This window comes from Paraburkholderia sp. MM5482-R2 (genome assembly GCF_050436125.1).
Classification (GTDB): domain Bacteria; phylum Pseudomonadota; class Gammaproteobacteria; order Burkholderiales; family Burkholderiaceae; genus Paraburkholderia; species Paraburkholderia tuberum.
Genome location: NZ_JBNDLP010000002.1, coordinates 822,025 through 839,896, shown reverse-complemented (window position 1 = coordinate 839,896; position 17,872 = coordinate 822,025). Strand labels below are relative to the sequence as shown.

The 17,872-nt window shown below is 65.9% G+C and carries 11 protein-coding genes; 4 read left to right on the top strand and 7 right to left on the bottom strand.

Annotated features, from left to right (window positions below; translation table 11 throughout):
• Positions 1 to 3: 3 nt before the first annotated feature.
• The 3 genes from dnaJ to grpE all read right to left on the bottom strand — a co-directional run bounded on the left by dnaJ (position 4) and on the right by grpE (position 4,281).
• The gene (dnaJ, locus tag OKW37_RS06890; protein ID WP_018419484.1) at positions 4 to 1,143 is read right to left on the bottom strand and encodes a molecular chaperone DnaJ; all 1,140 of its coding nucleotides are present in this window, start codon (positions 1,141 to 1,143) and stop codon (positions 4 to 6) included.
• Positions 1,144 to 1,412: 269 nt separating this feature from the next.
• On the bottom strand, positions 1,413 to 3,362 hold the full coding sequence (gene dnaK, locus OKW37_RS06885; protein WP_018419483.1) for a molecular chaperone DnaK: 1,950 nt from the start codon (positions 3,360 to 3,362) through the stop codon (positions 1,413 to 1,415).
• Positions 3,363 to 3,693: 331 nt separating this feature from the next.
• Positions 3,694 to 4,281, bottom strand: a complete 588-nt coding sequence (gene grpE, locus OKW37_RS06880) for a nucleotide exchange factor GrpE (protein ID WP_429407377.1) — start codon at positions 4,279 to 4,281, stop codon at positions 3,694 to 3,696.
• A gap of 365 nt (positions 4,282 to 4,646) precedes the next feature.
• Here grpE and OKW37_RS06875 point away from each other — a divergent pair, with 365 nt between their 5' ends.
• On the top strand, positions 4,647 to 4,808 hold the full coding sequence (locus OKW37_RS06875; RefSeq protein ID WP_167368620.1) for a hypothetical protein: 162 nt from the start codon (positions 4,647 to 4,649) through the stop codon (positions 4,806 to 4,808).
• Here the strand turns inward: OKW37_RS06875 and OKW37_RS06870 are convergent.
• The 3 genes from OKW37_RS06870 to hrcA form a co-directional block, all read right to left on the bottom strand.
• Positions 4,780 to 5,187 (bottom strand): RNA-binding S4 domain-containing protein, encoded by a 408-nt coding sequence (locus OKW37_RS06870; RefSeq protein ID WP_184055537.1) that lies wholly within the window; start codon positions 5,185 to 5,187, stop codon positions 4,780 to 4,782. The genes OKW37_RS06875 and OKW37_RS06870 overlap by 29 nt on opposite strands.
• A gap of 8 nt (positions 5,188 to 5,195) precedes the next feature.
• Positions 5,196 to 6,266 (bottom strand): ferrochelatase, encoded by a 1,071-nt coding sequence (hemH, locus tag OKW37_RS06865; protein WP_429356621.1) that lies wholly within the window; start codon positions 6,264 to 6,266, stop codon positions 5,196 to 5,198.
• A gap of 181 nt (positions 6,267 to 6,447) precedes the next feature.
• Positions 6,448 to 7,467 carry a heat-inducible transcriptional repressor HrcA gene (hrcA, locus tag OKW37_RS06860; RefSeq protein ID WP_090803113.1) on the bottom strand — a complete coding sequence of 340 codons (1,020 nt, stop codon included), beginning with the start codon at positions 7,465 to 7,467 and terminating at the stop codon, positions 6,448 to 6,450.
• Between the two features lie 210 nt (positions 7,468 to 7,677).
• Between hrcA and OKW37_RS06855 the strand changes: the two genes are divergently transcribed.
• Both OKW37_RS06855 and recN read left to right on the top strand, forming a co-directional pair.
• A complete protein-coding gene (locus tag OKW37_RS06855; RefSeq protein WP_184055543.1) occupies positions 7,678 to 8,580 on the top strand; it encodes an NAD kinase in 903 nt (300 codons plus the stop codon).
• A 66-nt stretch (positions 8,581 to 8,646) separates the two neighbouring features.
• Positions 8,647 to 10,314 (top strand): DNA repair protein RecN, encoded by a 1,668-nt coding sequence (recN, locus tag OKW37_RS06850; protein WP_429407380.1) that lies wholly within the window; start codon positions 8,647 to 8,649, stop codon positions 10,312 to 10,314.
• A 105-nt stretch (positions 10,315 to 10,419) separates the two neighbouring features.
• Here the strand turns inward: recN and glnE are convergent, their stop codons facing one another.
• Positions 10,420 to 13,215, bottom strand: coding sequence for a bifunctional [glutamate--ammonia ligase]-adenylyl-L-tyrosine phosphorylase/[glutamate--ammonia-ligase] adenylyltransferase (gene glnE / locus OKW37_RS06845; RefSeq protein ID WP_429407382.1), 2,796 nt, complete (start codon positions 13,213 to 13,215; stop codon positions 10,420 to 10,422).
• 264 nt (positions 13,216 to 13,479) lie between these two features.
• Between glnE and OKW37_RS06840 the strand changes: the two genes are divergently transcribed.
• The gene (locus tag OKW37_RS06840; protein ID WP_429407384.1) at positions 13,480 to 17,742 is read left to right on the top strand and encodes a YhdP family protein; all 4,263 of its coding nucleotides are present in this window, start codon (positions 13,480 to 13,482) and stop codon (positions 17,740 to 17,742) included.
• Positions 17,743 to 17,872: the final 130 nt, after the last annotated feature.

Sequence of the window (17,872 nt, the reverse complement as noted above, 5' to 3'; positions counted from 1 at the left end):
AAATCAATCGAAAAAGCTCTTTACGCGATCGAACCAGCTCTTGCTTTGCGGACTATGCCGCGAACCGCCTTCCACGAGCGCCTTTTCGAACTGCTTGAGCAGATCGCGCTGCGCTTCGGTGAGCTTGACCGGCGTTTCAACCTGCACGTGTACGTACAGATCGCCGGCGATGCTCGAACGCAGCCCCTTGATGCCCTTGCCGCGCAAACGGAACGTCTTGCCGGACTGCGTGCCTTCCGGCACCGTGAAGCTGGCGCGACCGGCGAGCGTCGGCACCTCGATATCGCCGCCGAGCGCCGCGGTAGTGAACGGGATCGGCATCTGGCAATGCAGATCGTCGCCGTCACGCTCGAACACCGAGTGCTGCTTGATATGAATCTCGACATACAGATCGCCCGACGGACCGCCGTTGATGCCCGGCTCGCCGTTGCCGGCCGAGCGGATGCGCATGCCGTCGTCGATACCGGCCGGGATCTTCACTTCGAGCGTCTTGGTTTCCTTCACCTTACCCGCGCCGTGGCAGTGATTGCACGGCTCGGGGATGTAGGTGCCGGTGCCGTGGCACTTCGGGCAAGTCTGCTGGATGCTGAAGAAGCCCTGCGACATGCGCACCGAACCCGAGCCGCTACAGGTCGGGCAGGTTTCCGGCTTGGTGCCCGGCTTCGCGCCCGAGCCATGGCAGACTTCGCACGAAACCCAGCTCGGCACGCGAATCTGCGTGTCGTAGCCGTGTGCGGCCTGCTCGAGCGTGATTTCCATGCTGTAGCGCAGATCGGCGCCGCGGTACACCTGCGGGCCCGCGCGGCCGCCTCCGCGTGCGCCGCCGCCGGCCGCCTGGCCGAAGATGTCGCCGAAGATGTCGCCGAATGCATCGGCAAAGCCGCCGAAACCTTGCGCGCCGGCCCCACCCATGTTCGGATCGACGCCCGCGTGACCGTACTGATCGTACGCGGCGCGCTTTTGCGAATCCGACAGCATTTCATAGGCTTCCTTCACTTCCTTGAAATGCTCTTCCGCATCCTTGTGACCCGGATTGCGGTCGGGGTGGTGCTTCATCGCGAGCTTGCGATAAGCCTTCTTGATTTCGTCGTCGCTCGCGTTCTTTGCGACGCCCAGAACCTCGTAGTAATCCCGTTTCGCCATATCGGTTCAACGCCGCCGCGCAAAGCGACGCGGTAGCTCCTTGTGAATGCTGTGGAGTCTCACGACTCGTCCGGCCGCTGTCTGCGCCGCGCCAGGGCACGGTTCAAAACAACGCCCTCCATAAAACGAACGTGCCCGGAGAGCCCCAAAAAGGCTCGCCAGGCGCGAAAACCGCTCTTGCACTTTGGGCGCCCCGGGGGCGCCGTTCTCGTGCAGCCGGGCCGCGCACATTGCTGTGCACGGCTTTACGGTCGGATGCCGACCTGGCTTTAGTCTTTCTTCACTTCCTTGAAGTCAGCGTCGACCACATCGTCGGCCTGCTGGCTCGCACCCGCCGATGCACCGGCACCGCCCGCCGCGCCCGCCGCCGCTTCGGCACCCTGCGCAGCCTGCATGTCGGCGTACATCTTCTCGCCCATCTTCTGCGAGGCCGTGGCCACCGCTTCGATCTTCGCTTCGATCGCGGCTTTGTCGCTCGAGTTGCTCTTCAGCGTGTCTTCGAGGTCCTTCAACGCGGCTTCGATCTTGTCCTTCTCGCCAGCTTCGAGCTTGTCGCCGTACTCGGTCAGCGCCTTCTTCGTGCTGTGGACGAGCGCGTCACCCTGGTTGCGGGCGTCGGCCAGCTCACGCAGCTTGTGATCTTCTTCCGCGTTCGCTTCGGCGTCCTTCACCATCTTCTCGATTTCGGCTTCGGACAGACCCGAGTTCGCCTTGATCGTGATGCGGTTCTCCTTGCCGGTCGCCTTGTCCTTCGCGCCGACGTGCAGAATGCCGTTCGCGTCGATGTCGAAGCTCACTTCGATCTGCGGCACGCCGCGCGGTGCCGGCGGAATGCCTTCGAGGTTGAACTCGCCGAGCAGCTTGTTGCCCGCTGCCATTTCGCGTTCGCCCTGGAACACCTTGATCGTCACGGCGCCTTGATTATCATCAGCCGTCGAGTAGACCTGCGCGTGCTTGGTCGGGATCGTCGTGTTCTTGTTGATCATCTTCGTCATCACGCCGCCGAGCGTTTCGATGCCGAGCGACAGTGGGGTCACGTCGAGCAGCAGCACGTCCTTGCGGTCGCCCGACAGGACCTGGCCCTGGATCGCGGCACCAACGGCCACGGCTTCGTCCGGGTTCACGTCACGGCGCGGATCCTTGCCGAAGAACTCCTTCACCTTTTCCTGCACCTTCGGCATACGGGTCATACCGCCGACCAGGATCACGTCGTCGACTTCGCCGACCTTCACGCCCGCATCCTTGATCGCGACGCGGCACGGCTCGATGGTGCGTTCGATCAGGTCTTCGACCAGCGCTTCCAGCTTGGCGCGCGTGATCTTCAGGTTCAGGTGCTTCGGACCCGATGCGTCCGCCGTGATGTACGGCAGGTTGATTTCGGTCTGCTGGCTCGACGACAGCTCGATCTTGGCCTTTTCAGCCGATTCCTTCAGGCGCTGCAGCGCGAGCACGTCTTTCGACAGATCGACGCCCTGCTCCTTCTTGAACTCGCCGATGATGTAGTCGATGATGCGCTGGTCGAAGTCTTCGCCGCCGAGGAACGTATCGCCGTTCGTGGATAGCACTTCGAACTGCATTTCACCGTCGACGTCCGCGATTTCGATGATCGACACGTCGAACGTACCGCCGCCCAGGTCGTACACCGCGATCTTGCGATCGCCCTTTTCGGCTTTGTCCAGACCGAACGCGAGAGCCGCGGCGGTCGGTTCGTTGATGATCCGCTTGACTTCCAGACCGGCGATGCGGCCGGCGTCCTTGGTTGCCTGACGCTGGCTGTCGTTGAAGTACGCCGGCACCGTGATCACGGCTTCCGTGACGGTCTCGCCAAGGTAGTCCTCAGCGGTCTTCTTCATCTTGCGCAGGACTTCGGCGGAGATTTGCGGCGGCGCGAGCTTCTGGTCGCGCACTTCGACCCACGCGTCACCGTTGTCGGCCTTGATGATCTTGTAGGGCATCAGGCCGATGTCCTTCTGCACTTCCTTCTCTTCGAAGCGGCGGCCGATCAGGCGCTTGACCGCGAACAGCGTGTTCTTCGGGTTCGTGACCGACTGACGCTTGGCCGGCGCGCCGACCAGGATCTCGCTGTCATCCATGTAAGCGATGATCGACGGCGTGGTGCGCGCGCCTTCCGAGTTCTCGATGACCTTGACCGAGTTGCCTTCCATGATCGCCACGCACGAGTTAGTCGTGCCGAGGTCGATACCGATGATTTTGCCCATTTTTACAAATCTCCTGACTTTGATCGCTGCGGAAAGCGCCCGGTTGACCCATCTGGCGGCGGGACGATCCGCTCTCAATTCATACCTGCACTCAAAATAAGTGCGGCCACATCGTTTTCAAGACCTCTTTTGCGATGCGGTCTTTAATTTTTTTCAATCACGGGGCGAGGCGCCTGAATCTTCGCTGCGAGCCCGCTCGGTCAGTCTGCGCGGCGCCCCCGGCGTGGTTCGCCGGAAGTGCCTGAATCGATGGATCTTTGCGGCACGTAGCGATGCGAAGCGACGCAGCAGACGCCACCGGCGCAAACGCCCGGAGCGAGTGTCAACGTGATTACTTCGGCGCCGCGACGGTCACGAGCGCGGGACGCAGTACGCGATCCGCGATCACAAAGCCCTTTTGCAGCACCGCGACGACGGTGTTCGGCTCCTGGTCGGCCGGCACCATCGAAATGGCCTGATGGCGATGCGGATCGAACTTTTCGCCGACCGGATTGATCGCCACGACGCGACCCTTCTCGAGCGCGCCGCTCAACTGCCGCAGCGTGAGCTCGACGCCTTCGCGGACCTTCTGCAAGTCGTCGGACGAATGGGCGACGGCCGCCTCGAGACTGTCGACCACCGGCAGCAGATGCTCGGCGAAGCTCTCGATCGCATACTTGTGCGCCTTGGCGACGTCTTCCTGAGCGCGCCGGCGCACATTTTCGGTTTCGGCCTTCGCGCGCAGGAAGCTTTCCTGCAACTCGGCGATCTTCGCCTGAGCGTCGACCAGCGCCTGCTCGGCGGCACCCTGGGCCGGTTCCGCGGGGGCGCCGGTGTCCGGCTGTTGAGCAGCGGCCCCGGCCGCCTCGGCGGCCTGGCGCGCGGCTTCGTCGGCGGGCGTGGGATTCTGGCTCGTCGGGTTCTCTTGCGTGTTTTCCATGTCGCTGAAAGTCGTTAAAAAGTAAAAGCCAAAGGCGGTGCAAGCCGTTCCGACACAGTACGATTCATGCTTTGCAAAATCGCGACACGCGTCTTCGCGCCGATCCGCCAGACCGGACCCCAGATGGGGCCTGAAAAAGCCGTTTCAAGCGGGTCGAGGGTTTTTTCGCACCACCGACGTGCAGGCGAAATGCGCCGTAACAAGCCTCAACGTGGCGCAATCAGATAGAGATTGAGTGCAGCCCGCAACTGACCTATTCTCCAGTCAGGGAGCGGCAACGCCACGTTAACCCTAATCTGACGTAAGCGTTACCGACACCTGACAGTCGTTCCGATAGCCTGTTTCAGCCCATCAAGGGGAGTACCGTGAAACTGACCTTTGCAATCGGCGTGGTCGCACTGGTACTGATCGCGGGCACCACGACCATCTGCATGTCCGGTGCGGTCAACGACCACACCACCGAGTACGGCGGCGCACACGCCACCGTGGAGCAGTTTCTCAATCCCCACCTGAAAATCTGTCGATAGTGCGCCGGTCGCGTTTGGTCGGTCGGCCGTGCAGCGCGGCGGCCGGCTCGTGGTAGACCTTGCGCCGTTCCTGCTCGACCTGCCGCTTCGCCTTGCTCTGCGCGGTTTCCAAATAAAGCGTCTGCGCGACGCTCGCCGGACCGCGTACGTCGCATACGCCCAGCACCTCCACCTGCCACACGTAGCGCTCGATCTCGATTTCGACCAGATCGCCGACACGCACGTCCTTCGCCGGCTTCACGGCGACGCCGCCGATACGCACCCGCCCCTTGTCGACCGCCTCCGCGGCCAGCGAACGCGTCTTGAAGAAGCGCGCGGCCCACAGCCATTTGTCGATGCGCAGTTTCGCGCCCGGTTCGGTTGAAATGCGGTAGTTCATCTGCGTATTCAAGCTCCTGTCGTGTGCGGCACCGGCACCGCCTGCACGGGCCAGCCCTGCAGATGCTGCGCAACGATTTCGCCAAGCGCGGCAACCCACGGCTGCGACGCGTTCAGACAGGCGATCCGGTGAAACTCCTTGCCACCCGCCTGCAGAAATTCGCCGCGCCCTTCCATGCCGATTTCCTCGATCGTTTCGAGGCAGTCGGCGGTGAAACCCGGGCAAAACACGTCAGCACGCCGCACGCCTGCCGCGCCGAGCTCCTTCAACGTCGGCGCCGTGTAGGGCTGCAGCCATTCGGCCTTGCCGAAGCGCGACTGGAACGTGATGCGGCATTCGACCGACGTCAAATCGAGCGCCTGCATCAGCAGCGCGCCGGTCTGCTGGCATTGCTCGTGGTACGGGTCGCCGAGGTCGAGCGTGCGCTTGGGCACGCCGTGGAAACTGAGCACGAGCTTGTCGCCCGCCGCGAAATCGGGGCGGCCGTGCAGATGCCAGTAGTGGTGCACCTGTGCGGCGAGCGCCGCGATGTACGCCGGGTGATCGGCGTACTGGCGCACGGTGCGGACTTCCGGCTGGTTGCGCATGCGCTTGAGCGCGGAAAAGGCTTCGTCGAACGCGGTCGCAGTGGTCGACGCCGAATACTGCGGATACATCGGCATCAGCAACACGCGCTCGGCGCCCGCGAGCTTCAGCTGGTTCAGCATTGCCGGAATGCCGGGCGTGCCGTAGCGCATCGCGTAGTCGACCAGCACCGTGTAGTCGTTCAGTTGCAGCAGATGGCGCAGGCCCTCGACCTGCTTTTCGGTGTGGACGCGCAGCGGTGAGCCCTCGGGCATCCACACCGCCGCATACTTCTTCGCAGAGCTGCGGCCGCGCAACGGCAGAATCAGCAGACGCAGAATGAGCTGCCACAGCAGCGCCGGAATTTCGACCACGCGAGGATCGGACAGGAACTGCGCGAGGTAGCGGCGCACCGCGCGCGGCGTCGGCGCGTCGGGCGTGCCGAGATTGATCAGCAACACGGCGACGCGATGCGACGTGGCGTTCTGTGAAGGCCGCTCGAGGTCGAAGCGCATAGGTAGCAGAAATCACCGCATTTTGCGGCGAGTCGATTCAATGGAGATTCATTATAGCGGCGCGAGTTCTGCCCGGCGCCGCCAGAGACCCCTGGCCATTCGGACGATTGGCAGACACCGCGCGTTCGCGCATCATGATCGCCACGGACTGCGATGACGCCAGTTCCGCGGAGCCCGAGGACTACTGCTGGCTGAGCGTCATGGACAACAGCCGCGCGGTTATGTCCACGATCGGAATCACGCGGTTGTAGGCCATGCGGGTCGGTCCGATCACACCGAGCGTGCCGACGATCTTGCCGTTCACCTCGTACGGCGCGGTGACGACGCTCATTTCCTCGATCGGTACCAGATTCGATTCGCCGCCAATGAATATTTGCACGCCCGCCGCGTGACTCGACACGTCGAGCAACTGAAGGAGGCTGGTCTTCTGGTCGAACACATCGAACAGCTTGCGCAGGCGCGCCATGTCCGACGAAAGATCGGCGACTTCGAGCAGATTGCGCTCGCCCGAGATCAACACGGTCTCGCCGGTGTCGGATTCGTCGGTGCTGGCGGTGACGGCCGCGTGCATCAGCGAGGTCATGTCGCCACGCAGCTCGTCGATTTCCTCGCGCAGGCGGCGGCGCACCTCGTCGAACGAGAGGCCCGCGAAGTGCGCGTTGATGTAATTGGAGGCTTCCACCAGTTGCGAAGGCGAAAAGTCGCGCTGGGTGGCGAGGATGCGGTTTTGCACGTCGCCTTCGGGCGTCACGATGATCAGCAGAATGCGCTGGTCGGACAGGCGCATGAATTCGATCTGCTTGAACACGTGGCTGCGACGCGGCGTGAGCACGACGCCGGCGAACTGCGACAGATTTGACAGCACGCTCGCCGCCGCGGCGACGATCTTCTGCGGCTCGCCCACCTGCAGCGTGGTCTTGACGGTGCGCGTCACCGCCTCCTCGTCGGCGGCGGATTCGACGGTCAGCATCGTGTCGACGAACAGGCGGTAGCCGCGTGGTGTCGGAATGCGCCCTGCCGACGTATGCGGACTGATCACGAGCCCCAGATCCTCGAGGTCCGACATCACGTTGCGGATCGTGGCCGGACTCAGTTCGAGGCCCGAATAACGTGACAGCGTGCGAGAGCCGACCGGCTGACCTTCGGCGATGTAGCGCTCAATCAGCGTTTTGAGGAGGGTTTGTGCGCGAGGATCTAGCATGACGAAAAATTTTAGCTCAATGGCATCGCAGCCGAGAGCGCCCGCGGCGCCCGCTCCCGGCGAATGCACCGCCGTCGGCGGGCTCGCATGTCATCGGGTCTTCACCATTCTAACGATAATCGCGACATACGCAGACGCCCTGCGTGCGCCGCCCCACAACCGGGTTGGTCTGCGGTTCTTTTCAGGCCCTACCTATGGTGTAATGCCGGCATGCAAGTGACCAGCCAGTTCAAGACCGTCGCGCTCGTCGGGCGCAGCAATACGCCAGGCATCGGCGAGCCGCTGACCGCGCTCGCCGCCTGCATCGCGAAGCTCGGCCTGGAAGTCGTGTTCGAAGCCGACACCGCCGCCGAAATCGGCGTGACCGACTATCCGGCGCTGCGTCTCGCCGAGATCGGCGCGCGCGCCGACGTCGCCGTGGTGCTCGGCGGCGACGGCACGATGCTCGGCATCGGCCGCCAGCTCGCGCCGTATCGCACGCCCTTGATCGGCATCAACCACGGGCGGCTCGGCTTCATCACGGACATTCCGATCTCCGACATGCGCGAGATCGTGCCGCAGATGCTGTCCGGCAATTTCGAGCGCGAGGAGCGCGTGCTGCTCGAAGCGCGCATCGTGCGCGACGGCACGCCGATCTACCACGCGCTCGCGTTCAACGACGTGGTGGTCAACCGCAGCGGCTTCTCGGGCATGGCGGAGTTGCGCGTGTCGGTCGACGGCCGCTTCATGTACAACCAGCGCTCGGACGGCCTGATCGTCGCGACGCCGACCGGCTCGACCGCGTACGCGCTGTCCTCGCAGGGGCCGATCCTGCATCCGCAACTACAGGGCATCGTGCTCGTGCCGATCGCGCCGCACGCGCTGTCGAACCGGCCGATCGTGCTGCCGGACGAATCGAAGGTCAGCATCCAGATCGTTTCCGGGCGCGAGGTGAACGTCAATTTCGACATGCAGTCGTTCACGTCGCTGGAGCTCGGTGACACGATCGAGGTGCGCCGTTCGCGCCACACGGTGCCGATGCTGCATCCGGTCGGCTACAGCTACTATGCGACGCTACGCAAGAAGCTGCACTGGCACGAGTACCCGTCGCACGAAGAAGACCCGAGGCCGTAAGCGGCACTTTGATTTCGCACGCCGCCGCGGCCGCCACCCGAATCCCAAGCTCACCCGACGACCTCCATGCTTCGCCACCTCTCGATACGCGACTTCGTCATCGTCGCCGCGCTCGACCTCGAATTCGACAGCGGCTTTACCGTTTTCTCGGGCGAAACCGGCGCTGGCAAATCGATCCTGATCGACGCGCTCGCGCTGGCACTAGGCGCGCGCGCCGAGGCGAGCGTCGTGCGCACCGGCGAGAGCCGCGCCGACATCACCGCGGAGTTCGAGACGCACGCACAGGTCGATCAATGGCTCGACACCCAGGCGCTCGGCGCGGCCGACGACGGCCAGCACGGCGGCACCGTGATGCTGCGGCGGGTGGTCGACGCGAACGGCCGCTCGCGCGCGTTCATCAACGGTACGGCGGCCACGCTCGCGCAGCTGCGCGAGGTCGGCGAGATGCTCGTCGATATTCACGGCCAGCACGCGCACCAGTTGCTGATGCGCCCGGACGCGCAGCGCGAGCTGTTCGACACGCACGCGGGCCTGTCCGACCTGGCCGCCGCCGTCACGCGCGCGTGGCGCGCGTGGCGCGACAAGGCGCAGGCCGTCGAGCAAGCGCAAACGCGCGATCGCGAGCTGCAACTCGAACGCGAGCGACTCGCGTGGCAACTCACCGAACTCGACAAGCTCGCGCCACAGCCGGGCGAATGGGAAGAAGTCAACACCGAGCATCGGCGGCTGTCGCATTCCGCGAATCTGATCGATGGCGTGCAGGGAGCGCTCGGCGCGCTATCCGAATCGGACGACGCGATGATCACGCATCTCGGCTCGATCGTGTCGAAGGTGCGCGACCTCGCGGAGATCGACCCCGCGCTGAACGACGTGCTCGCCGCGCTCGAACCGGCCGAAATCCAGTTGCAGGAAGCCGCGTATTCGCTGAGCCACTACGCGCAGAAGCTCGAGCTCGATCCGGAGCGGCTCGCGCAGGTCGAAAAGCGCCTCGACGCGCTGCACTCGGCCGCGCGCAAATTCCGCCTGCAACCCGAGACGCTGCCGGAAGAACACGCAGAGCGGCGCAAGCAACTGGCCGCGCTCGACGCCGCCGCCGACCTCGACGGCCTGCGCGCCGCCGAAGCGCAAGCGAAGGAAGTGTTCGTCGCCGAGGCGAAAAAGCTGTCGAAGGCACGCGCGAAAGCAGGCAAGGCGCTCGGCGAGGCGGTCACGACCGGCATGCAGGAACTGTCGATGAAAGGCGGCAGCTTCGACGTCGCGCTGGTGCCGCTGCCCGAAGGTGGCGCGCACGGGCTCGAGCAGATCGAGTTCCGCGTCGCCGGTCATGCCGGCGTGCCGCGGCGGCCGCTCGCGAAGGTTGCGTCAGGCGGCGAACTCGCGCGTATCAGTCTCGCGCTCGCAGTAATCGCGAGCGCGGCCAGCCCGACACCGACCCTGATCTTCGACGAAGTGGATACGGGCATCGGCGGCGGCGTGGCCGAAGTGGTCGGACGGCTATTGCATCAGCTCGGCGAGGCGCGCCAGGTGCTGTGCGTGACTCATCTGCCGCAGGTCGCCGCGCGCGGCGATCATCATTTCCAGGTCGCAAAGACGAGCAACGGCACCGGCGGCACGCTCAGCAGCGTGAGCTCGCTCGACAAGGCGAGCCGCATCGAGGAAGTCGCGCGAATGCTCGGCGGCCTCGAAATCACGGCGACCACGCGCAAGCACGCGAAGGAAATGCTGGCCGCCTGAAATTGCGCCGCGCATAGGCGGCCGCACACGGCTGAGTCGGCTTGGCCGGGACATCACACCGATCCCGGCCGCGCATGATGCGCTACGCGAAGTGCGTGAGCGCCCTTACCCAAACACCCTCTTCCACAACGCCAGCACCGCCTCGCGCTCGGCCGCGACCAGCGCCGGATCGACCCGCGCCTTCTCCATCCCATCGAGCCGCAGCGTGTGCTGCAGCTTGCGATAGCGCCGATAGGCGGCGCCGACCGTCTCCGCTTCCGCTTCGCTCATCAGCCCGAAACGCGACACCTCACGCAGCAGCGCGATATTGCCGGTATTGCGGATCAGCTCGGGATCGCGCGCCGCATGCAGCAGCACCCAGTACTGCACGGTGAACTCGATATCGACCATGCCGCCGCGGTCGTGCTTCAGGTCGAACAGCGCCGGCGTATGGTTCGGATGTCCCGCCTCGACACGCGCGCGCATCTCGACGATCTCTTTCGCGAGCGGCGCCGCTTCGCGCGGCGTCGTCAGCACCTGTTCGCGGATCGCCTCGAACTTCGCGCCGATCTCCGGATCGCCCGCGCAGTAGCGCGCACGCGTCAGCGCCTGATGCTCCCACACCCACGCGGTATTCGCCGCGTCGCCCTCGCGCAGCTGGTAGCGGCGGAACGCATCGAGGTCGGTGACGAGCAGGCCCGACTCGCCGTTGGGCCGCAGCCGCAGGTCGATGTCGAACAATGTGCCGGCGCCGGTCGCGGTGGTCAGCCATGTGATCAGACGCCGTGTGTAGGTTGCGTAGACGTCGGCGGCGGCATCGCCGGGATCGTCGTACAGGAAGATCACGTCGAGGTCCGACGCGTAGCCGAGCTCCTTGCCGCCGAGCTTGCCGTAGGCGATCACCGCGAAGCGCGGCACGTCGCGATGACGTTTGGCCAACTGCTTCCACACGGCTTCGATCGTCACGTCGAGCACTGCGTCGGCGAGCTCGGACAGCCGGTCGCTGACGTGCTCGACGGACAGCTTGCCGGCAAGATCGATCAGCAGAATGCGGAACACCTCGGCCTGATGCGCGTGACGCAGCAGATCCATCTGCTGCTCGACGCCATCGGCGGCGGCGAGCCGCAAACGCAACGTACGCTTGAATTCAGCCCAGTCGAACGGACTGTTGATCGCCTCGACGTCGAGCAGCTCGTCGAGCAGCTGCGGATGGCGGATCAGATAGCCGGCCGCCCAGCGCGAGCCGCCCAGCACCGACAGCACCTGGTGCAGCGCCTGCGGATACTCGGTCAGAAGCGCCAGATACGCGCCGCGCCGGCTCACCGCTTCGAGCAGATCGAACAGGCGCGCGACCGTATCGCCGCGGCGCCCGGCCGGCTCCAGCGTGCGCGCGGCTTCGAGCGCGCGCTGCGCGACGATGTCGAAACGCTGCCGGCTGCGCTCGTTCAGGCCCGTGTAGCGCGACGAGCGCCACACCGCCTGCAGCCGGGCGAGCAGCTCACCGGGCTCGGCCACCCCCAGTTCGACGAGGCGCGCGCGCAGTGCGTCGTCGGCGCTATCGTCGGCGAGCGCGCTGCTCCACACCCACGCGGCCGCGCCGTCCTCGGGCGCGCCGCAACCGTCGCGGCCGCCCACCTTGTCGGCGAAAATCTGGTCGAACTGCTGTTCGACCAACTCGCGATGCGCGTCGAGCTTCGTCATCAATTGCGGGTAGTCGTCGCAGCCCATCACGCGCGCGAGCGCCATGCGGTCTTCGGCATCGACGGGCATCGCGTGGGTCTGCGCGTCGTTGCGATATTGCAAACGATGCTCGAGCTCCCGCAGAAAGCGATACGCCTGCGACAGCTTCACGCACACCGACGGATCCATCAACCCATTCGTGGCCGCGTGGCGCAGCACGGCGAGCGTCGGCCGCACGCGAAAGCCGGCGTCCTGGCCGCCGCGGATCAGCTGGAACACCTGCGCGCTGAATTCGATTTCACGGATGCCGCCACGGCCGAGCTTGATGTCGTCGGCCTTGTCGGGGCGCATCGACGCGCGGCGCTGCGCCTCCTGGCGGATCTGCAGATGCAGCGCGCGAATCGCGCTGATCACGCCGAAATCCAGATAGCGTCGATAGACGAACGGCGTGACGATCGCCCCGAGCTGCTTTTGCAGCCGCTGCGCCGAGGCGCTCGCGCCCTCGGACACGAGCCGGCCCTTGATCCACGCGTAGCGCTCCCACTCGCGGCCCTGCACATAGAAATACTCTTCGAGCATGCCGAGGCTGCATACGAGCGGCCCCGAATCGCCGTTCGGCCGCAGACGCATATCGACGCGAAACACGTAGCCGTCGGCGGTGACTTCGGCGAGCGCGCCGATCAGCCGCTTGCCGAGCCGCGTGAAGAACTCCTGGGTCGCGAGCGGCGGGCGCTGGCCGCCGGCGGTCTCGCCGTCGTCCTCATAGACGAAGATCAGGTCGATATCCGACGACACGTTCAGCTCGCGCCCGCCGAGCTTGCCCATACCGACCACGCCGAGCGTGAGCCGTTCGCCCTGCTGGTCGCGCGGCTCGCCATACAGCGCTTCGAGCTCGGCGCTCAGCACCGTCAGCGCGCGCTGGATCGTCGTTTCCGCGAGATCGGTCATCGCGCCGGTGACTTCGGCGATATCGGCCTCGCCGGCCAGGTCGCGCTCCATCACCGCGCAGAATACTTCGGTGCGCAGCTGGCGCAGCGCGCGCTTCAGCGCATCTTCGTTGACCGGCGCACCGGCTGGGCCCGCCGCCTCGGCGCACAGTTCGTCGAGACGCGCGTCGATGCGCTCGCGCGTCAGCGGTTCGTCGGCCAGCGCGCCGACATGCGCGACCAGTTGCGGGCGGGCCGCGGCGGCGCGCGCGGCATAGTGCGAATAGCTGGAACTCAGGAGGGTGGCGTCAGTCATCAAAAATCTGGCTCGCTCGTTGCTTGATCGAATTTGTCCGGCGGTATTCTGACGGTGTCCGGGTGTCGTTCCGGGGTCGTTGTCGTGTCGTTCCGTCGTGCCATCGGGATGCGGCGACAAGCGTGCCGGCCCCCGTGCGGGACGGCCTCGCCAATCGCCGTCACGGGCCGTCGGACAGGGTTTGCAGGAGGTCCGCCGACGCTTTCCCGTGTGATACATTTCGTCGTTAACACGCAAAACTACCATACGCCCAGCCGCCGCAGCATGTCCGAGCGAAACGAATCCGCCGACCCGCAAACCCCACCGCAGGTCCGGCATGTGAGCGGAAGCGACCACATCGTGCTGCGTCGGACGTTGCGCGTGCTCGCCGCGCTCGCGCTCGTCCTCTATTTCATCGCGGGCGGACTGTTTCTGGGTTTGCGCTACGTGGTGCTGCCGCGCGCCGACATGTTCCGGCCGCGCATCGAAGCCGCGGTCTCCGACAAGCTGCGCACCCAATTCACGATCGGCCGGCTCGCGCCGCACTGGAGCGGCTTCCAGCCAGGGCTCGATGTCACGAATCTCGTCATCCGCGATCACGACGGCCAACCCGCGCTGACGATTCCGCACGCCACCGCGTCGTTGTCCTGGCGCTCGCTGTGGGAGTTTCATCTGGCGCTGTCGAGCCTGATCGTCGATCAGCCGGACGTGCTGGTGTCGCGCAGCGAGGACGGCGTGCTGTCGGTCGCGGGCGTGCCGGTGCCGACGCGCCACAGCGGCAACGACGCGCTGTCCACCTGGTTGTTGCGTCAGCAGGCGATCGTCGTGCGCGGCGGCGTGCTGCGCTGGCGCGACGCGACGCGCAACGAACCCGAACTGGCGCTGCGCGACATCCGCATCGCGATCCTCAATGACGGCCGCGACCACCGCATGGCGCTGCAGGCGCCACCCGACGGCCAGGTGCTGAAAGGCCCGCTCGACTTCCGCACGCACTTCCGCCACGCGCCGCTCTCGGCGCTCGGCAAGCCGATCAACTGGAGCGGGCAGGTGTACATGTCGACGGGTCCGGTCGATCTGCCGACGCTCGCGCGCTACATCCAGTTCCCGATCGAGACGTTCGCCGGCCGCATCGACAATGCAATCTGGATCGACTTCAGCGAAGGCCGCATGACCCAGGCGACCGGCCAGTTGAGCGGTTACGACGTCGCGATGCGCGTGCGCCCGACCCAGCCAAGGCTGCTCGTGCCGATCACCCACTTTCTGTGGCGCGTCGAGGCAAACGAAGGCGAGTACCGGCTGCAGCTGTCGGACCTGCGTGCCGAGCTCGGCCAGCCGCCGCTCGAAGACGGCACGCCGCTCGCGCGCATCCTGCGCTTCCGGACCCTCGACAGCCGCTATCGGATGGCCTCGCAGCAGCATGGGCAGCTTTTGAGCGTCAGCGGCGATCGCGTCGATCTCGGCATCCTCGCCGAATTCAGCCGCGCGCTGCCGCTGCCGCGGCACTTTCTCAATGAACTCGTGCGCATCAATCCGCGCGGGCGCGTCGCGAACTACGTGATCGAGCTCGAGCGCGGCAAGCCGGAATCCGGAGAAGTGGGTAGCGACCATCGGCCGACGGGTGCTGAACCGATCGAGCGTTATCGCTTCAAGGGCGATTTGCAGGGCATCAGCTTTGCCGCCCAGGAGCCGGGGCCGGGCCTGACGCCGCGCGGCCACCCGCGCGCCGGCGTTCCCGGCATCGAAAACCTGTGGGGCAACGTCGACGCCGATGAAAAAGGCGGCCACGCGAACTTCGATACGACCAACGTGGCGATCACGCTGCCGGGCGTGTTCGACGATCCGCGTCTCACGCTTGCGCGTCTGCACGGCCGCGCCGACTGGACGATGGGCACGAAGGCACCGGGCGACACGCGTCCCGCGTTCGCGCTCAAGCTCAACGATTTCAGCGTATCGAACCCTGACGTCGAGGCGAGCGCGACTGCGAGCTACAGCAATCCCGGCCACGGCCGCGGCTCGCTCGACCTGAAAGCCGACTTCCAGCGCGCGCAGGTGACGCACATCGCCCGCTATCTGCCGACCGCGGTCAGCGAAAAGCTGCGCATTTACCTCGGCCACGGCTTGCAGGCTGGCGTGTCGCGTGGCGGCACGATCGAAGTGCACGGCGACCTGACCAAGTTCCCCTACGCGCGCGACCCCGACGCCGGCATCTTCCACATCGTCGCGCCGTTCACCGGCGGCAAGTTCGATCCGACGCCGTTCCCGCCGCGCAACATGCGCAACGGCACGCCAAACGTTTGGCCGCCGCTCGACGGCATCGACGGCGTGTTCGAGCTCAGGCAGAACGTGCTGCGCTTCGACATCGACCGCGGCCGTTACAAGCGCGTCGCGCTGACCGGCGTGAACGGCCGCATCGACGACCTCGGCACCAAAGGCTCGAACCTCACCATAGAGGGCAACGGCCGCGGCCCGCTCGCCGATATGCTCGACTACGTGAACGGCAGCTCGCTCGGCATCATGGCGCGGCACCAGACCGAAAAGATTCGCGCGGAAGGGCCCGCGTCGCTCGCGCTGAAGCTGACGATCCCGCGTACGCCGAAGCCGCATATCGGCGTGGAAGGTGCGCTCGGCTTCCAGAACAATCGCCTGAGCGTGAGCAATGCGCCGTCGCTGTCGCAGCTGAACGGCCGGGTGCGCTTCACCGAACGCACGGCCGAGGTCGAGCGGCTCTCCGGCCAGTTCCTCGGCGGTGACGTGCATGCGAACGGCGGCTTGCGGCAAGACGGCACGTACGCGCTCGCGCTCAACGGCCACATCGCCGTCGATGCCGCGCGCGAACTGCATCTGCATGGCCCGGCCGCACAGGTGCTCACGCATATGAGCGGCAGCGCGCCTTATGCATTGCGCGTCACCGGCGCGAAGGGCCGCCTGCCGGAGGTCAGCGCCAACTCTGATCTGAGCGGCCTCGGGCTCGATTTTCCAGCGCCGTTCAAAAAGACTGCCGGCACGCCGATGCCGCTGCACTTCTCGGTCAATCCGTCGACGCTGCCGGGCGAAGCCGGCCTCGAACGCGCCGACCTGACGTTGGGGCCGGTCGCCGCCGCGTATCTGCTGCGCTATCGGCCGAACGCGCAGCCGCGTACGTCACCGACCGTCGTGCGCGGCGCGATCGGCGTGAACCGGCCGGTCGACCTGCCGTCCGAGGGCGTGGTCGCCGCGGCGGACATCAAGGAGATCGATGCCGACGCCTGGCGCGCGCTCGCCGCGCAGCTGCGCGCGGGTGTGAGCGCGGGCGGGGCGAATGGCGTGAACGGCGCTGCGAACGGCGGCAATACCGCCAGCAGCGCGGCCACACCCGCGGCCGCGCCTACGGCCGTGCCGAATCCCATGCTCACGCAGTTCCTGCCGAACCGCTTCGCGCTGCACATCGACATGCTTACGCTGCTCAAGCGTCACTGGGACAACGTGATCGTCGGCGCGTCGCACGCGGACCGCACGTGGCAGGCGAACATCGCGTCGAATCAGGTGTCAGGCCACGTGTCGTGGCTGCCGGGAGCGACCCGCGAATCGCCGGGCGAACTGCAGGCGCGCTTCGCGCGCGTCGTGATTCCGTCGGTCGCGGACAAGGACCTGCTCGGTCCGGCGATGTCGGCGCCCGCGCTGAACATGCCGTCGATCGATCTGGTCGTCGACGAGCTGATCGTGCACGATCGCAACGTCGGCCGGCTCGAGGTCGACGCGCACAACTTCGAAGAAAACGGCGTGCCGGTCTGGCAGCTCGACAAGCTCGACGTGACGAACCCCACCGCGACGCTGACCGCGACCGCGAACTGGCGTACCTCGACCGAACTGCCCACCTCGGCCGACGAAGCCATGCCGCGCCGCACCGTATTCGATTTCAAGCTCGACATCAAGGATGCCGGCGCGATGCTCGAGCGCTTCGGTCTGCCGAGGACGCTCAGGGGCGGCACCGGCTCGATTCAGGGCAAGGCCGTGTGGCAGGGCGGCCCGACCACGATCGACTATTCGACGCTGAACGGCAACCTCGCGCTGGATCTACGCCACGGTCAGATCCTGAAGGTCGATCCGGGCGTCGCGACGCTGCTCGGCGTGCTGAGCCTGCAAAGCCTCGCGCGCATCGCCACACTCAATTTCCACGATGTGATCGGCGAGGGCCTGCCGTTCTCGAGCGTGACGGGTACCGCGCAGATTCATGACGGCATCGCCCGCACCGACAACTTCAGGATGGTGACCGCGCCGGCCCGCGCCGAGATGGTGGGCTCGGTCGACATCGCGCAGAAGAGCCAGGACCTGCACCTGCACGTAGTGCCGACCGTCAGCGCCGGCTCCGCGGTGATCGCCGCGACGGTCATCAATCCGCTGATCGGCCTCGGCGCGCTGATCGCCGATATCGCGTTCACGCATGGGGTGTCGCACGTATTCGCGCGCGACTACGCGATCACCGGCTCGTGGTCGAAACCGCACGTCGAGCGGGTGACGGGCGAACGGGGTAAGATTGACGCTCCGGCTTCGACCGTGGAAGCGCACTGAGCTCCGGTTTCCCTGGCGCCGCCGTCTCGAACCACGCGGCCGCTCGTGCCGCTCTATCGACTCAATGCGCCAACGGGGCCGAGCCAGCCCAGAACCATGCATGCGGCGCCCGCGCTTCACACCGCCGCCC

What these genes read in the sequence shown, in the direction of transcription:
- OKW37_RS06840 (WP_429407384.1), top strand. Translation starts at nt 13,480, where the DNA reads ATGTCCGAGCGAAACGAATCCGCCGACCCGCAAACCCCACCGCAGGTC.
- grpE (WP_429407377.1), bottom strand. Translation starts at nt 4,281, where the DNA reads ATGGAAAACACGCAAGAGAACCCGACGAGCCAGAATCCCACGCCCGCC.
- dnaJ (WP_018419484.1), bottom strand. Translation starts at nt 1,143, where the DNA reads ATGGCGAAACGGGATTACTACGAGGTTCTGGGCGTCGCAAAGAACGCG.
- OKW37_RS06855 (WP_184055543.1), top strand. Translation starts at nt 7,678, where the DNA reads ATGCAAGTGACCAGCCAGTTCAAGACCGTCGCGCTCGTCGGGCGCAGC.
- dnaK (WP_018419483.1), bottom strand. Translation starts at nt 3,362, where the DNA reads ATGGGCAAAATCATCGGTATCGACCTCGGCACGACTAACTCGTGCGTG.
- glnE (WP_429407382.1), bottom strand. Translation starts at nt 13,215, where the DNA reads ATGACTGACGCCACCCTCCTGAGTTCCAGCTATTCGCACTATGCCGCG.
- hemH (WP_429356621.1), bottom strand. Translation starts at nt 6,266, where the DNA reads ATGCGCTTCGACCTCGAGCGGCCTTCACAGAACGCCACGTCGCATCGC.
- recN (WP_429407380.1), top strand. Translation starts at nt 8,647, where the DNA reads ATGCTTCGCCACCTCTCGATACGCGACTTCGTCATCGTCGCCGCGCTC.
- OKW37_RS06870 (WP_184055537.1), bottom strand. Translation starts at nt 5,187, where the DNA reads ATGAACTACCGCATTTCAACCGAACCGGGCGCGAAACTGCGCATCGAC.
- hrcA (WP_090803113.1), bottom strand. Translation starts at nt 7,467, where the DNA reads ATGCTAGATCCTCGCGCACAAACCCTCCTCAAAACGCTGATTGAGCGC.